At 62.3% G+C, this 12,991-nt stretch carries 13 protein-coding genes and 1 tRNA gene; 7 read left to right on the forward strand and 7 right to left on the reverse strand.

The genetic code is table 11. From position 1 onward, the window contains the following. Positions 1-8 precede the first annotated feature (8 nt). Both purH and SynTAK9802_RS01140 read left to right on the forward strand, forming a co-directional pair. Entirely contained in the window at positions 9-1,571 is a 1,563-nt protein-coding gene (gene purH, locus SynTAK9802_RS01135; RefSeq protein ID WP_186496891.1) for a bifunctional phosphoribosylaminoimidazolecarboxamide formyltransferase/IMP cyclohydrolase, read from the forward strand. Positions 1,572-1,625: 54 nt separating this feature from the next. Beyond that, positions 1,626-2,084, forward strand: a complete 459-nt coding sequence (locus SynTAK9802_RS01140; protein ID WP_011363274.1) for a DUF4079 domain-containing protein — start codon at positions 1,626-1,628, stop codon at positions 2,082-2,084. A 7-nt stretch (positions 2,085-2,091) separates the two neighbouring features. On the opposite strand, the gene SynTAK9802_RS01145 is transcribed toward SynTAK9802_RS01140, so the two are convergent. The 4 genes from SynTAK9802_RS01145 to sfsA form a co-directional block, all read right to left on the reverse strand. Further along, positions 2,092-2,700, reverse strand: coding sequence for a DUF1997 domain-containing protein (locus tag SynTAK9802_RS01145; RefSeq protein ID WP_186496893.1), 609 nt, complete (start codon positions 2,698-2,700; stop codon positions 2,092-2,094). A gap of 60 nt (positions 2,701-2,760) precedes the next feature. After that, positions 2,761-3,960, reverse strand: a complete 1,200-nt coding sequence (locus tag SynTAK9802_RS01150; RefSeq protein ID WP_186496894.1) for a 4-hydroxy-3-methylbut-2-enyl diphosphate reductase — start codon at positions 3,958-3,960, stop codon at positions 2,761-2,763. 110 nt (positions 3,961-4,070) lie between these two features. Next, positions 4,071-5,534, reverse strand: coding sequence for an ammonium transporter (locus SynTAK9802_RS01155; RefSeq protein ID WP_186496895.1), 1,464 nt, complete (start codon positions 5,532-5,534; stop codon positions 4,071-4,073). A gap of 102 nt (positions 5,535-5,636) precedes the next feature. Next, positions 5,637-6,401, reverse strand: coding sequence for a DNA/RNA nuclease SfsA (gene sfsA, locus SynTAK9802_RS01160; RefSeq protein ID WP_186496896.1), 765 nt, complete (start codon positions 6,399-6,401; stop codon positions 5,637-5,639). 68 nt (positions 6,402-6,469) lie between these two features. On the opposite strand from sfsA, the gene murJ reads away from it, so the two are divergent. Further along, the gene (gene murJ, locus SynTAK9802_RS01165; RefSeq protein ID WP_186496897.1) at positions 6,470-8,077 is read left to right on the forward strand and encodes a murein biosynthesis integral membrane protein MurJ; all 1,608 of its coding nucleotides are present in this window, start codon (positions 6,470-6,472) and stop codon (positions 8,075-8,077) included. Here the strand turns inward: murJ and SynTAK9802_RS01170 are convergent. From SynTAK9802_RS01170 to SynTAK9802_RS01180, 3 genes are read right to left on the reverse strand one after another with little or no spacing between them, the layout of a single operon-like run. Next, on the reverse strand, positions 8,064-8,327 hold the full coding sequence (locus SynTAK9802_RS01170) for a cytochrome-c oxidase (RefSeq protein ID WP_114988123.1): 264 nt from the start codon (positions 8,325-8,327) through the stop codon (positions 8,064-8,066). The genes murJ and SynTAK9802_RS01170 overlap by 14 nt on opposite strands. Positions 8,328-8,354: 27 nt before the next feature. Beyond that, positions 8,355-8,645 carry a DUF3181 family protein gene (locus SynTAK9802_RS01175; protein ID WP_011363281.1) on the reverse strand — a complete coding sequence of 97 codons (291 nt, stop codon included), beginning with the start codon at positions 8,643-8,645 and terminating at the stop codon, positions 8,355-8,357. 42 nt (positions 8,646-8,687) lie between these two features. Beyond that, a complete protein-coding gene (locus SynTAK9802_RS01180) occupies positions 8,688-8,933 on the reverse strand; it encodes a hypothetical protein (protein ID WP_115161217.1) in 246 nt (81 codons plus the stop codon). An 88-nt stretch (positions 8,934-9,021) separates the two neighbouring features. Between SynTAK9802_RS01180 and SynTAK9802_RS01185 the strand changes: the two genes are divergently transcribed. The 4 genes from SynTAK9802_RS01185 (at position 9,022) to SynTAK9802_RS01200 (ending at position 12,990) form a co-directional block, all read left to right on the forward strand. Further along, positions 9,022-9,095, forward strand: a tRNA-Arg gene (locus SynTAK9802_RS01185). A 95-nt stretch (positions 9,096-9,190) separates the two neighbouring features. Beyond that, positions 9,191-10,480 (forward strand): serine hydroxymethyltransferase, encoded by a 1,290-nt coding sequence (gene glyA / locus SynTAK9802_RS01190; RefSeq protein WP_255487797.1) that lies wholly within the window; start codon positions 9,191-9,193, stop codon positions 10,478-10,480. 115 nt (positions 10,481-10,595) lie between these two features. Further along, positions 10,596-11,738 carry a glycosyltransferase family 4 protein gene (locus tag SynTAK9802_RS01195; protein ID WP_186496898.1) on the forward strand — a complete coding sequence of 381 codons (1,143 nt, stop codon included), beginning with the start codon at positions 10,596-10,598 and terminating at the stop codon, positions 11,736-11,738. Next, positions 11,731-12,990, forward strand: a complete 1,260-nt coding sequence (locus tag SynTAK9802_RS01200) for a competence/damage-inducible protein A (RefSeq protein ID WP_186497927.1) — start codon at positions 11,731-11,733, stop codon at positions 12,988-12,990. Before SynTAK9802_RS01195 ends, SynTAK9802_RS01200 begins: the two co-directional genes overlap by 8 nt. Position 12,991 lies beyond the last annotated feature (1 nt).

A 12,991-nucleotide genomic window follows, 5' to 3' on the forward strand; every position in this document is an offset into this window, starting at 1 on the left:
ACCCTTCGATGGCTCCTGTCGCTCTGCTGAGTGTTTCCGATAAGTCCGGGCTGGTGCCCCTGGCGGAGGCCCTGCATCGGACCCATGGCTATCAGCTGCTCTCCAGTGGGGGCACGGCCAAGGTGCTCGAGCAGGCCGGCCTTCCGGTGACCCGTGTGTCGGAGCACACCGGGGCTCCAGAAATTCTTGGCGGTCGTGTGAAAACGCTCCATCCAAGGGTGCATGGCGGGATTCTTGCCAAGCGGGGTGACGCGTCCCACCAGGCTGATCTTGAGCAGCAGAACATCGCCCCCATCGATGTGGTGGTGGTCAACCTCTATCCCTTCCGCGAAACGATTGCTCGACCTGACGTCTCCTGGGATCAGGCGATCGAGAACATCGACATCGGTGGCCCCGCCATGGTTCGGGCGGCCGCCAAAAACCATGCTGATGTGGCTGTTCTCACCAGTCCTGACCAATACGACCGTCTGTTGACCGCCATGGCGGAGTCGGGCGGGAACGTGCCTTCGGAGCTGCGGCGCCAACTGGCCCTGGAAGCGTTTCAGCACACGGCGTCGTACGACACGGCGATCAGCCGCTGGATGGCCGACCAAACCGCCGCAGAAGACAGCCCCTGGCTGGAGGCGGTGCCGCTGCGGCAGACCCTTCGGTACGGCGAAAATCCCCACCAGAAAGCGCGTTGGTTCAGCCATCCCAAACAGGGATGGGGTGGGGCCATTCAGCTGCAGGGCAAGGAGCTGAGCACCAACAACCTGTTGGATCTCGAGGCGGCTCTCGCCACGGTGCGGGAGTTCGGCTACGGAGCCGATGGTTCCGCTCCGGCCTTGCAGCCTGCCGCCGTGGTCGTCAAGCACACCAACCCCTGCGGTGTGGCGATCGGAGCTTCGATTCCTGCTGCACTGACGCGGGCCCTGGATGCCGATCGGGTGAGTGCCTTCGGCGGCATCATCGCCATCAATGGTGTGGTGGAAGCCACGGCGGCCCGTGAGCTCACCAGTCTGTTTCTGGAATGCGTCGTGGCACCGGGCTTCACGCCCGAGGCACGGGAGGTGCTGGCGGCCAAAGCCAATCTGCGCCTGTTGGAACTCGCTCCGCAGGCCATTGACCTGGCCGGCCCCGATCACGTGCGCAGCATCCTGGGTGGTCTCCTGGTTCAGGACCTCGATGATCAGGCGATCACACCAGCCGACTGGACCGTGGCCAGCCAGCGGCCGCCCACGCTGCAGGAAAAGCAGGACCTGGAATTTGCCTGGCGCTTGGTGCGTCACGTTCGCTCCAACGCCATCGTTGTGGTCAAGGATGGCCAGAGCCTCGGCGTGGGTGCTGGTCAGATGAATCGTGTGGGCTCAGCGCGGATTGCGCTGGAGGCTGCGGGTGACAAAGCCCAGGGGGCTGTTCTGGCCAGTGATGGTTTCTTCCCGTTTGACGACACGGTGCGTCTGGCTGCCAGCCACGGCATCACCGCCGTGATCCATCCCGGCGGGAGCATGCGCGATGCCGATTCGATCAAAGCCTGCGATGAGCTCGGCCTGGCGATGCAGCTCACGGGGCGCCGCCATTTCCTGCACTGACGCTGGTGGAGGCCGCCGGCCCCCTAGCCTCGCGGCACTGAAGAGTCCCCTTCAATGCTCGCCACTCTCCCCTTCAGCCTCAATTTCGCTCACCCCCTAGCGGAGTGGGGCCTGCTCGCCGTTGGTGGTTGGGCTCTCTACCTGGGGATCAAGGCCAAGAAAACGCGCACCGGTACCCCCGAACAGCGCAAAGAACTGGTGCCGAAAAAGTTCGCCCAGCGGCACTACCTCTGGGGCAGCATCTTGCTGGCCGTGATGACCCTCGGGACCCTGGGTGGCATGGCGGTCACCTATCTGAATAACGGCAAGTTGTTTGTCGGTCCGCACCTGCTGGTGGGTCTTGCCATGACCGGGATGATCGCCGTTGCCGCCTCGCTCTCACCCCTGATGCAGCGGGGTAATGTGATTGCGCGCAAGGCTCATGTGGGCCTGAACATGGGCATGCTCACGCTGTTCCTCTGGCAGGCCGTCAGCGGCATGGAGATCGTCAACAAGATCTGGGCCAACCGCTGAAGATTCTTCAGAAGGCTGCCCGCTGACGCGGTGGGCAGCTCAGACCATGGGCGGCGTGGAAATCTTCCTGGACCTTCCAGGTGAGCCGTCGTGAAATCTGACGGACAATCTGCTTGAGCAGATGATCACCACTGCTCTGGACCAACTGATCCGGGAGCATGGTGATCACCTTGGGCAGACGGATCCAGACCTTCAGATCCAGATCCCACTGGACGGAGGTGTGCTCCTGTTGGGGGATCAGGTGCATCCCCGCGCGGAAGTCGACGTCGTAGTGATGGCGCAGGGCTAGCGACTGCGGCACGGTTCGAACGGTTTCGATTCGATAAATCCCTTCCTGCTGTGGCAGCAGTCGCAGAGCAATCGTGGGTTCCACCTCGAAGCCGAAGTTGCCGAACCGCCCCAGGGTCAGGCTGTAGGACTGCCGATCGATGGCCTCGACCTGCATCGGGCTGGCGCAACGTTTAAACCAGCTCTGATGGTCATCCAGGTAGCGAGCTACCACCGCTCGGGGCGCCAGCATCTGCATCGAATCCTCGAAGTGGCTGCTGTAGCAGCGCACCTGCGGGTCGGCACCGTGAAGCTGATTGTCGGTTTCAGTGGGCGACAAGACCGTCACGGATGGGGAGCTGCCGGCGGAGGGCGATTAAAGATGAACCAATGTAAAGCTCTCTGCGCTTCAGTTTTCGCTCAATTGCATCAGTTTTTCGATCACCTCTTCCACCGCCCGATCTGGGGTTGAGGCACCGGAGGTGATTCCCACCCGCACGGGGCCTTCAGGCAGGAAATCGCCCTCACAACAGAGTTCGGCTGCCAGTGGTTTGTGCTCGATCGAATTGCTGCCGACGTCGATGCGCTCGGGCGTGTCGATGTGGAACGAGCGAATGCCACGGCTGACGGCAATCTCTTGCAGGTGTGTGGTGTTGGAGGAGTTGAAACCACCAATCACCACCATCAGATCCAGGGATTCATCCACCAGGGAGAACATGGCGTCCTGACGCTCCTGGGTGGCGTCGCAGATGGTGTTGAAGGCCAGGAAGTGGTCGTTGAGCTGGGTTGGACCGTATTTGCTCAACATCGTGCGTTCGAACAGGCGTCCGATCTCTTCCGTTTCGCTCTTCAGCATCGTGGTCTGGTTGGCCACGCCCAGACGTTCGAGGTCACGATCGGGATCGAACCCTGGAGAGCAGGCTTTGGCAAACCGTTGAATGAAGTCATCTCGGTCTCCGTTGCCGAGGATGTAATCGGCGACGTACTGGGCTTCCTCCAGATCGAGCACCACCAGATAGGTGCCGGCAAATGAGCTGGTGGCCAGTGTTTCCTCGTGCTTCACCTTGCCGTGAATGATCGAGGTGAAGGTGTGCTTCTTGTGTTTCTCCACCGTGTTCCAAACCTTGGAGACCCAGGGACAGGTCGTGTCAACGATGTGGCAGCCCCGTTCATTCAGCAGCTGCATTTCCTGAACGGTGGCACCAAAGGCCGGCAGGATCACCACATCACCGGAGGTGACACCTGAGAAGTCCTTCACTCCCTGTTCAACAGGGATGAACTGCACATCCATTTCCCTCAGGTGATCATTCACGGAAGGGTTGTGAATGATCTCGTTCGTGATCCAGAGACGCTCGCTGGGGTAGTGCTTGCGGGTCTCGTAAGCCATCGCCACAGCCCGTTCAACACCCCAGCAGAAGCCGAAAGCTTCCGCCAATCGGACGTTGAGCCGGCCATGCTCCAGTCGATAGCCGTTGTCCCGGATCGTGCCGATTAGGCCGCTCTGGTAGGCCTGCTCAAGGCTTTCCGCCACTTCCTCCGCGCGCCCGAAGCCTCGCCGGTTGTAACGCTCGGAATGGTGGAGGGAGCGCTTGAAGGCGTGGGTGTCCATGGAGGGCGCTGGAGTGTGGCAACTCTATGTGGCCTGAAGCATCGCTTCAGGCAGTAAAAAAGCCCGGCCAGTCGGCCGGGCTTGAGAACAGCAGCTGATCCGAAGCGGAATCAGTTGTTGGTGGTGGAGAAACCGGCGTAGGCCTCCATGCCGTGTTCGCCAATGTCCAGACCTTCGGACTCTTCCTGTTCGGTGACGCGGATGCCGCCGAAGAGGGAGCCGATGATCTGCCAGGCGATGAAGCAGGTGACCACGGTCCAGATGGCATAGGCAGCAGCACCCAGAGCCTGGATGCCGAGCTGGTCGATGCCGCCGCCGACCAGAAGGCCGAGGCCGGAGCCATCGCCCTGGATGTCGTAGCCCCAGAGACCGATCACGATCGTGCCCCACACGCCGCACACACCGTGCACGGAGAAGGCGCCGACGGGGTCGTCAATGCCTGCGGCATCGAGAGCGGCAACGGAGAAGACGACGATGATGCCGCCCACCAGGCCAGCCACCCAGGAACCAGTCAGGGTGAGGTTGCCGCAACCAGCAGTCACGCTCACCAGGCCGGCCAGGATGCCGTTGATGATCATGGTGAGGTCAGGCTTCTTGGAGGTGATCGTGGAGATCACCGTGGCGCCGATGGCACCACCGGCTGCACCAAGGGTGGTGGTGACGGCCACGTAGGGAACCCACTGGTCCATGGCCAGCTGCGAACCGGGGTTGAAGCCGTACCAGCCGATCCAGAGGATCAGGGCGCCAAGGGTGGCGATGGACATGTTGTGGCCAGGGATGGCCTGAACCTTGCCGTCGACGTACTTGCCGATGCGGGGTCCGAGCAGCATGGCGCCGACGAGGCCGGCCCAGGCGCCAACGGAGTGAACGATCGAGGAACCAGCGAAATCGATGAAGCCCATTTCGCTGAGCCAACCACCGTTCCACTGCCAGCTACCGGCAATCGGGTAGATGACTGCGGTGAGCACCAGGGCGAAGATCACGAATTCGCCGAACTTGATTCGCTCAGCCACAAGACCGGAAACGATCGTGGCAGCGGTTCCGGCGAAGGCCGCCTGGAACAGGAAATCAACGGTGGGAACCAGGCCGGCCTCGCTGATGGTCTCAGCTGTGACGGTCGGATCGAAGAAGAGGCCCCCGAAATACAGCCAGCCGTCGATGACGGAGTCGCCGTACATCAAGGAGTAGCCCACGAACCAGTAGGCGGTCACCGCGAGGGCGAACACAAACAGGTTCTTGGCGAGGATATTGACGGCATTTTTTTGCCGGCACATGCCTGCTTCGACCATGGCGAAGCCGGCATTCATGAAGATCACCAGGATGGTGGCGACCAGAAGCCAGAGGTTGTTGGCCAGGAAAGCGGCGGAGAGCTCAGGAAGCTCTTCGGCTTTGGCCGACAGAGTGAAGATGCCAAGGCCCATGAGCGCAAGGGGCGCACAGGCGAGCCAGGTCATGGCGCGGTTGGAACTGAAGCCCCGGATGCTCTTCAGGAGCAGCATCGGGCCTTCCAGGAGGCTGGCCTCCTGAAGGGTTTTGCGCCGCCTTTGCGGTGGCGCGTGGAATGCAGTTGTCATGAACGAGGGTGCAGAGCTGCGTGACACGCCTAGTTGTAACTAAGCGAACCAGACCACGCTGCACGTCAGTCTCGTCTTTCTATGTTCGATCTGCTACCAAAATCAATCTAGGTGGACTAGGCGTGTCCCCTGCCAGTGCACCGCATCGGCGCTGAAGCTGAAACAGCAAGGTAGAACTTCCACGCCGCTGTTGGTGGCCTGGCGAAACAGTTCCCCGTAGCGCGGATCGGCGCTGTCGCCGGGAGCAAAGGCAGTCACGTCCGGCCGGCTGAGGCAGGGCACCAGCACTGCCCGTGCATCCGGTAGCACCCCCATCAACTCAATCAGATGCTTTTGCCCCCGTTCGGTCACCGTGTCGGGGAACAGGGCCGTGCTGCCGTCGGTCCAGGTGGTGTTCTTCACCTCCAAATAGATCGGTCGTTGATCAGGGTTCTGCGCGGATGGCGTCAGCAGGAGGTCGATTCGGCTGCGTTTGTTCGTGCCGTAGGCCACTTCAGCGCGGATCCCCTCAATGCCCCCGAGCTGGGCCTCCAGGCACCCCGCTTCGACCGTGGCGCGAATCAGTCGGTTTGGCAGGACCGTGTTGATGCCCACCCAGCAAGGTTGGCCATCGGCGCCTGGCACCTCGGCTTGCTCCCAGGTCCAGGCCAGCTTGCGTTTGGGGGAGGGGGCGTAGCGCAGACGCACCCGTTGGCCAGGGACCAAGACTCCGGTCATCGGGCCGGTATTGGCGCAATGGGCGGTGACGGTCTCACCGCTGCTCAGCTCCACATCGGCCAGGAAGCGTTTGTAGCGCTTCAGCAGCACGCCCTCCGTTAGGGGTTCAAAGCGCAGCAGGGCATCGCCCGGAGAGGGAAGGCCAGTCATGGCAGCAGCTGAGATTGGCCCATGGTCTCGTGTGGTGCCTCCACAATGCGCCCAATGCTGGGGGGCGAATGGCACGTTCACTGAAGGGGATCGCACTGGTGGTGACCCTCGGCACCTTGCTGAGCAAGGTGGGTGGCCTGATTCGGCAGCTGGTGATCGCAGCGGCCTTCGGGGTGGGCGCTGCCTATGACGCCTACAACTACGCCTATGTGCTGCCTGGATTTCTGCTGATCCTGCTCGGGGGAATCAATGGACCCTTCCACAGCGCCATGGTGAGCGTGCTGAGCCGGCGCCCCCGAGCTGAAGGGGCGCACATCCTTGCGGCGCTCAATACCAGCGTCAGTGCTCTGTTGCTCCTGGTCACCATCGTTCTGCTGTTGGCGGCGGATCCCCTGATCACCCTTGTGGGCCCTGGCCTTGCCCCCGAGCTTCACGCCATCGCACGGGTCCAGCTGCAGGTGATGGCGTCGATGGCGCTGCTGGCGGGGTTGATCGGGCTCGGCTTCGGGTCCCTCAACGCCGCCGACGAATTCTGGATCCCTGCGATTTCACCGCTGATGTCCAGCGGGGCCTTGATCCTGGGGGTGGGACTGCTCTGGTGGCAGCTCGGCGCTGATATCGCCTTGCCGTCCGCCGCCATGACAGGTGGTGTGGTGCTGGCCTTGGCCACGTTGGTGGGGGCCTTGCTGCAGTGGTTGATCCAGCTGCCGGCGTTGATCCGGCAGGGGTTGGCCCGTTTCCAACTGGTCTGGGACTGGCGGCACCCAGGAGTGCGGGAGGTGTGGCGTGTGATGGGGCCGGCGACGTTGTCGTCCGGAATGCTTCAGATCAATGTGTTCACGGATCTGTTTTTCGCCTCGGGCATCGTCGGTGCGGCGGCGGGTCTGGGGTACGCCAATTTGCTGGTGCAAACCCCCCTGGGCCTGATCTCGAATGCACTGCTGGTGCCCTTGCTGCCCACTTTTTCCAGGCTCACGGCTCCGCAGAATCGTCCGCAGCTGATCGATCGGATCCGCCAGGGGTTGATGCTGTCTGCGGCATCAATGATCCCCCTGGGGGGACTGTTCATTGCGTTGGGTGGCCCCATCGTCGCCCTGGTGTACGAGCGTGGTGCCTTCGATGCATCAGCCGCCCAGCTGGTGACGGGCCTGTTGATGGCCTATGGCCTGGGCATGCCGGCTTATCTCGGTCGGGATGTGCTGGTGCGCGTCTTCTATGCCCTTGGCGATGGAACAACGCCTTTTCGGCTCTCGCTGGCGGGGATTGGTCTGAACGTGGTTTTTGACTGGCTGCTGGTGGGTGGTCCGACCCCTTGGGGGAATCAGTCGCCGTTCAATTTCGGTGCGCCCGGGTTGGTACTCGCCACGGTTGCCATCAATCTGATCACCTGCCTCGCCCTGTTGCTGGGCCTGCAGCAACAGATTGGAGGCCTGCCGCTGCGGCGCTGGGGGATGGACCTGCTGCGGCTTGCCATCGCCGGAGTTCTGGCAGCGGGGGGCGCGGGGATCCTGGTGACCGTTGTGCCCTGGCCGGCAGGGTTGCTGGGCCTAGTGCTGCAGGTGTCTGCCCCTGGCCTGCTGGGTTTGGCCTTGTTTGCCTTAATCGGTGCGCAACTTCAGGTGCCGGAGGTGCGTGAGGTCACGCAGTTGGTGGTGGGCCGATTCAGGGCTCGCTGAGACGAACATCGAGCTCTTCACGCACCTGAATGGGAAGTTCCAGCTGCTCGCGACCCACGAGTTGCGGGCCCTGCACAGACACAATTCGGGCCTCGATGCCGAACTCTTTAAAGGCGGTTTCCAGTTCCTGAATCAGGGCTTTTTCAACCTGAGCCTCCGCATCCACGACCCGACCGATCAGCCGTTCACCAAGGCGGCCGATGCGTTGGCGCACCAGATCTCTGGAGTTGGTGACTTCAATGATCAGCACACCAACCGCTGCGGATGGACTGCAACCTTATCCGCAGTACGGCTCGAGGATCTCTTCAAGATCCCTCAGCTGGGCGGGGGGGATTAGCTTGGAGAGCGGAAGCTGACTGGCGCCTCCTGCCAGAGGCACCTTGACGGCGTCGAGGGCCTGCCGGGCCGCTACCTCAGCACCTTGGTTGACGCGGGCACTGCATTCGATCGCCAGGGCTGAGGCCAGGTCGGCATCGCCGAGGTAAAGATGCCAGCCGCTGATCTGCACGTAGAGGCGGTCAGCCAAAGCACTCTGAAGGTCCTGCAGGTCGCTGGCGGAGAGGGACATCAGCCCGGAAGGATCGAGGTGGGGATTACATCCATGCTGGCTTTATTCCTCCGGCTTGGGGCGCTGAACAATCACCCAGATCAATTGGCCCAGCCACAGGCTTGCCCAGAGGCTGGTGACCCAGGTCAGGCTTCCTTCGGGGAAGGGGTGGCGCATCTCCTGCAGAAACCAGCTGCCGCTGTTCACCGCGGCGAACACGCCGCCATGCAGGCACAGGTTCACGATGCGTTCGAAATGCCGGTAGGTCGGATCCTCAGGGTTAGCGGGGCCATACCAGCGGATCGGCATTGCTCAGGCTCAGAAACACCTGAATCCTGACGCGGCCCGCACCCAGTTGACGAGCGGACCCTCGATGGGGTCTGATGGTTTGGCGCAAGCGCTTGTAGCTCAGCGGATTAGAGCATCTGACTACGGATCAGAGGGTCGGGAGTTCGAATCTCTCCAGGCGCGTTCCAACTGCCCCACGTGGGCAGTTTTTTTTTGGTTGATCGCTCGGGCTGATCGCTGCGGTTTCTTACGATTGGTCAAAGCATTACTTACATTTCATGGGCCAGATTTCTGGACGCGCCATCGACGCTGATCTGGCTCAGTCGGATCCGGATATCGCCGCGTTCATCAATCAAGAACGGCAGCGCCAGGAAACCCACCTGGAACTGATCGCATCGGAGAACTTTGCCTCCCGTGCGGTGATGCAGGCCCAGGGTTCCGTGCTCACCAACAAGTACGCCGAGGGGCTGCCCAGCAAGCGGTATTACGGCGGTTGTGAGCACGTTGATGCCATCGAGGAGCTGGCCATCGAGCGGGCCAAGCAGTTGTTTGGTGCCGCCTGGGCCAATGTCCAGCCCCACAGTGGGGCCCAGGCCAACTTCGCCGTCTTCCTGGCCCTGCTGCAGCCCGGCGACACGATCATGGGGCTGGACCTGTCCCATGGCGGTCACCTCACCCATGGTTCACCGGTCAACGTCAGCGGCAAGTGGTTCAACGTCGTTCAGTACGGCGTCGACAAGGAGACCCAACGCCTCGATATGGCGGCGATCCGCCAGCTGGCTTTGGAGCACAAGCCGAAGCTGATCGTTTGCGGTTATTCCGCGTATCCACGCACCATCGATTTCGCCGCCTTCCGTGCCATCGCTGATGAAGTGGGTGCCTATCTGCTCGCCGATATGGCCCACATCGCCGGCCTCGTGGCCGCGGGAGTGCATCCCAGCCCGGTGCCCCATTGCGATGTGGTGACCACCACCACCCACAAGACCCTGCGCGGCCCCCGCGGTGGCCTGATCCTCTGCCGCGACGCCGAGTTCGCCAAAAAGTTCGATAAGGCCGTGTTCCCTGGCAGTCAGGGCGGCCCTCTGGAGCACGTGATCGCTGCCAAGGCTGTGGCCTTCGGGGAAGCGCTGCAGCCTTCGTTCAAGGCCTACAGCCAGCAGGTGGTTGCCAATGCGGCAGCCCTCGCTGAACAGCTGATTTCCCGCGGCATCGATGTCGTCAGCGGCGGCACCGACAACCATGTGGTGCTGCTGGATCTGCGTGGCATCGGCATGACTGGAAAGGTGGCTGATCTGTTGGTGAGTGATGTGCACATCACGGCCAACAAAAACACCGTTCCCTTCGACCCCGAATCTCCTTTCGTCACCAGTGGCCTGCGGCTGGGAACCGCCGCGCTCACCACCCGTGGTTTTGATGCGCAGGCCTTCCGGGACGTCGCTGATGTGATTGCTGATCGTCTTCTCAATCCTGAGGATGATGCGATTCGTCAGCGTTGCCTCGATCGGGTGGCCGCTCTCTGTGAGCGCTTTCCCCTCTACGCCGCCAGCAAGCAGCCTGTTCTGGCGTGAGGCTTGGCCTTGGCTCTCGAATGGGCCGGGGCGGTGCCTGGTTGAACGGTTGAAGGCTCCCTAGGATTGGGGTGACTCCTTCTGACCGGGGGATCGTCTCTTTCCCGGAGCCTGCGTGAACCTCTTGGCCAGCCCTATTGCGGTCGCCTCGGTCAGCTTTCTTCTGGCTGCGGTGACCACCATGGTGCTGGTGCCCCAAGTGCGCCGGATGGGGCTTCGCTTCGGGTGGACCGACCAACCGGATGATCGCAAGCAGCACATCACCCCCATGGTGAGGTTGGGGGGCATTGCCATGGTGCTGGGTTTTGCCCTTGCCTTGGCGATGGTCTGGTCCGTCGGCGGTTTCGGCCTGCTGGCGCCGGCCAAGGATCAGCTGATCTGGGGCACCCTGGCTGGTTCGCTCTGTTTTTTTCTGATCGGCCTGGCCGACGACCTCTTCGCTCTCTCGCCCTGGCCGCGGCTGGCTGGACAGGTTGCCGTGGCTTGTGCCGTCTGGAGCCAGGGCGTTCGGATTGGGGCGATCGATCTCCCCTGGTTCACCGCTTCAGCCGGTCCGATTGCTCTGCCTGAGAGCCTCAGCCTACTGGCCACTGTTGTTTGGCTGGTAGGGATCACCAACGCCATCAACTGGCTGGATGGCCTTGATGGTCTTGCTGCGGGAGTGGCTGGCATTGCCGCTGTTGGGCTGGTTTCCGTCAGCTTTTCGCTGCATCAGGTGGCTGCCGGATTCCTTGCCGCAGCGTTAGCAGGGTGCTGCCTCGGTTTCCTGAGGCACAACTTCAACCCCGCTCGCATCTTCATGGGGGATGGGGGCTCTTATTTCCTCGGCTTCACCCTCGCTGCCGTGAGCATCGTGGGACCCGCCAAGGGGCTCACGACGGTGAGCCTGCTTCTGCCGTTGCTGATTCTTTCGTTGCCCCTGGCCGACATGTCGGCCGTGATCATGGGCCGTCTGAGGGAAGGCCGTTCCCCCTTCTATCCCGATCGGCGTCACCTCCACCACCGCCTGTTGCGCGCCGGGTTCAGTCATCGGCGCACGGTGCTGTTGATCTACGTCTTCACCCAGTGGCTTGCTGCCCTGGCCCTGGTGGTGGCCAATGCCGAGATGCGCTTCCTCTGGCTGGCTTTGGCCACGGCCATCCTGGTGGCCACGGTGGTGATCAGCCGTCGCCAGCGGCAACATGAGCGAGCTCTGTTGAACACCAACCCCTGTTCCACCCCTGTTAACCCTGCGGCCCTTGGCGAACCGCGTGGCTGAATCGGGTGTTGAAATCCTGTGCGTGGGCACAGAGCTGTTGTTGGGAGACATCCTCAACGGCAATGCCCGATGGATTGCCGAACAGTTGGCGGGTCTGGGGCTGCCGCATTACCGCCAAACCGTCGTTGGCGACAACAAAGAGCGTTTGATCTCTGCCGTACGCGAGGCATCGCAGCGTTGCAGGGTTCTGGTGACGACTGGAGGTTTGGGCCCAACCCCCGATGACCTCACCACCGAGGCCCTGGCCGCTGCTTTCGACACTCCCTTGGAGGAGCGGCCCGAACTCTGGCTGGAGATCCAGCAGAAGCTATCGGCAGGTGGCCGGCCGGTTGCTTCCAGCAACCGCAGCCAGGCTTATCTGCCCCGTGGCGCGGAAGTTCTTCCCAATCCAATGGGGTCGGCACCGGGAATGATCTGGTCTCCCCGGCCTGATTTCACGATTCTCACCTTCCCGGGGGTGCCTGCGGAAATGCGGGCGATGTGGATGGAAACGGCCGCCCCGTGGCTTCAAGCCAATGGTGGGGCTTCCGGTGTATTTGTGAGCCGTCAGCTCCGCTTCAGCGGCATTGGCGAATCCGAGCTGGCTGAGCGCGTTGCCGATTTATTGGAGTCGACCAACCCAACGGTGGCTCCTTATGCCTCCCTCGGCGATGTGAAATTGCGGCTCACGGCCTGTGCGTCCAGTGCCGATACCGCCGCTCAGCTGTTGGTGCCGCTGGAGGCTGAGCTGCGTCGTCGCACGGGCAATCACTGCTACGGCGTCGATGCGGACAGCCTGGCGTCGGTGGTGATCGCCCTGCTCAAGCAACGGCACCAGACGCTGGCGGTAGCGGAGTCCTGCACCGGTGGTGGATTGGCGGCAGCCCTGACGTCTGTTCCAGGTTCTTCGTCGGTTTTTCAGGGTGGCGTCGTCGCCTACAGCAATGCGGTGAAACAGGCTGTGCTTGGGGTGTCTCCGGATCTGCTCACTGCCCATGGGGCTGTTTCACAGCCTGTGGTCGAGGCGATGGCGTGGGCAGCCCGGGAGAAACTCAATTGCGATTGGGCGATTGCCATCAGCGGCATCGCCGGCCCTGGCGGTGGCAGTGCTGAGAAGCCGGTGGGCTTGGTGCATCTGGCCTTGGCTGGTCCCGATGGCTGTGAGGCCTGGCTGCAGCATTTCGGTGAGCGGCGGGGCCGTGAGGCCATTCAGAAGATGAGCGTGATCCGCGGCTTGGACCATCTGCGTCTTCGCTTGCTCGCTCAGGTTTAGG

Source organism: Synechococcus sp. TAK9802 (assembly GCF_014279535.1).
GTDB lineage: Bacteria > Cyanobacteriota > Cyanobacteriia > PCC-6307 > Cyanobiaceae > Parasynechococcus.

Excerpts from the sequence above, each read along its gene's own strand:
- murJ (WP_186496897.1), top strand. The coding sequence starts at position 6,470 with ATGGCACGTTCACTGAAGGGGATCGCACTGGTGGTGACCCTCGGCACC.
- SynTAK9802_RS01140 (WP_011363274.1), top strand. The coding sequence starts at position 1,626 with ATGCTCGCCACTCTCCCCTTCAGCCTCAATTTCGCTCACCCCCTAGCG.
- glyA (WP_255487797.1), top strand. The coding sequence starts at position 9,191 with ATGGGCCAGATTTCTGGACGCGCCATCGACGCTGATCTGGCTCAGTCG.
- purH (WP_186496891.1), top strand. The coding sequence starts at position 9 with ATGGCTCCTGTCGCTCTGCTGAGTGTTTCCGATAAGTCCGGGCTGGTG.
- SynTAK9802_RS01180 (WP_115161217.1), bottom strand. The coding sequence starts at position 8,933 with ATGCCGATCCGCTGGTATGGCCCCGCTAACCCTGAGGATCCGACCTAC.
- SynTAK9802_RS01150 (WP_186496894.1), bottom strand. The coding sequence starts at position 3,960 with ATGGACACCCACGCCTTCAAGCGCTCCCTCCACCATTCCGAGCGTTAC.
- SynTAK9802_RS01175 (WP_011363281.1), bottom strand. The coding sequence starts at position 8,645 with ATGTCCCTCTCCGCCAGCGACCTGCAGGACCTTCAGAGTGCTTTGGCT.
- SynTAK9802_RS01155 (WP_186496895.1), bottom strand. The coding sequence starts at position 5,534 with ATGACAACTGCATTCCACGCGCCACCGCAAAGGCGGCGCAAAACCCTT.
- sfsA (WP_186496896.1), bottom strand. The coding sequence starts at position 6,401 with ATGACTGGCCTTCCCTCTCCGGGCGATGCCCTGCTGCGCTTTGAACCC.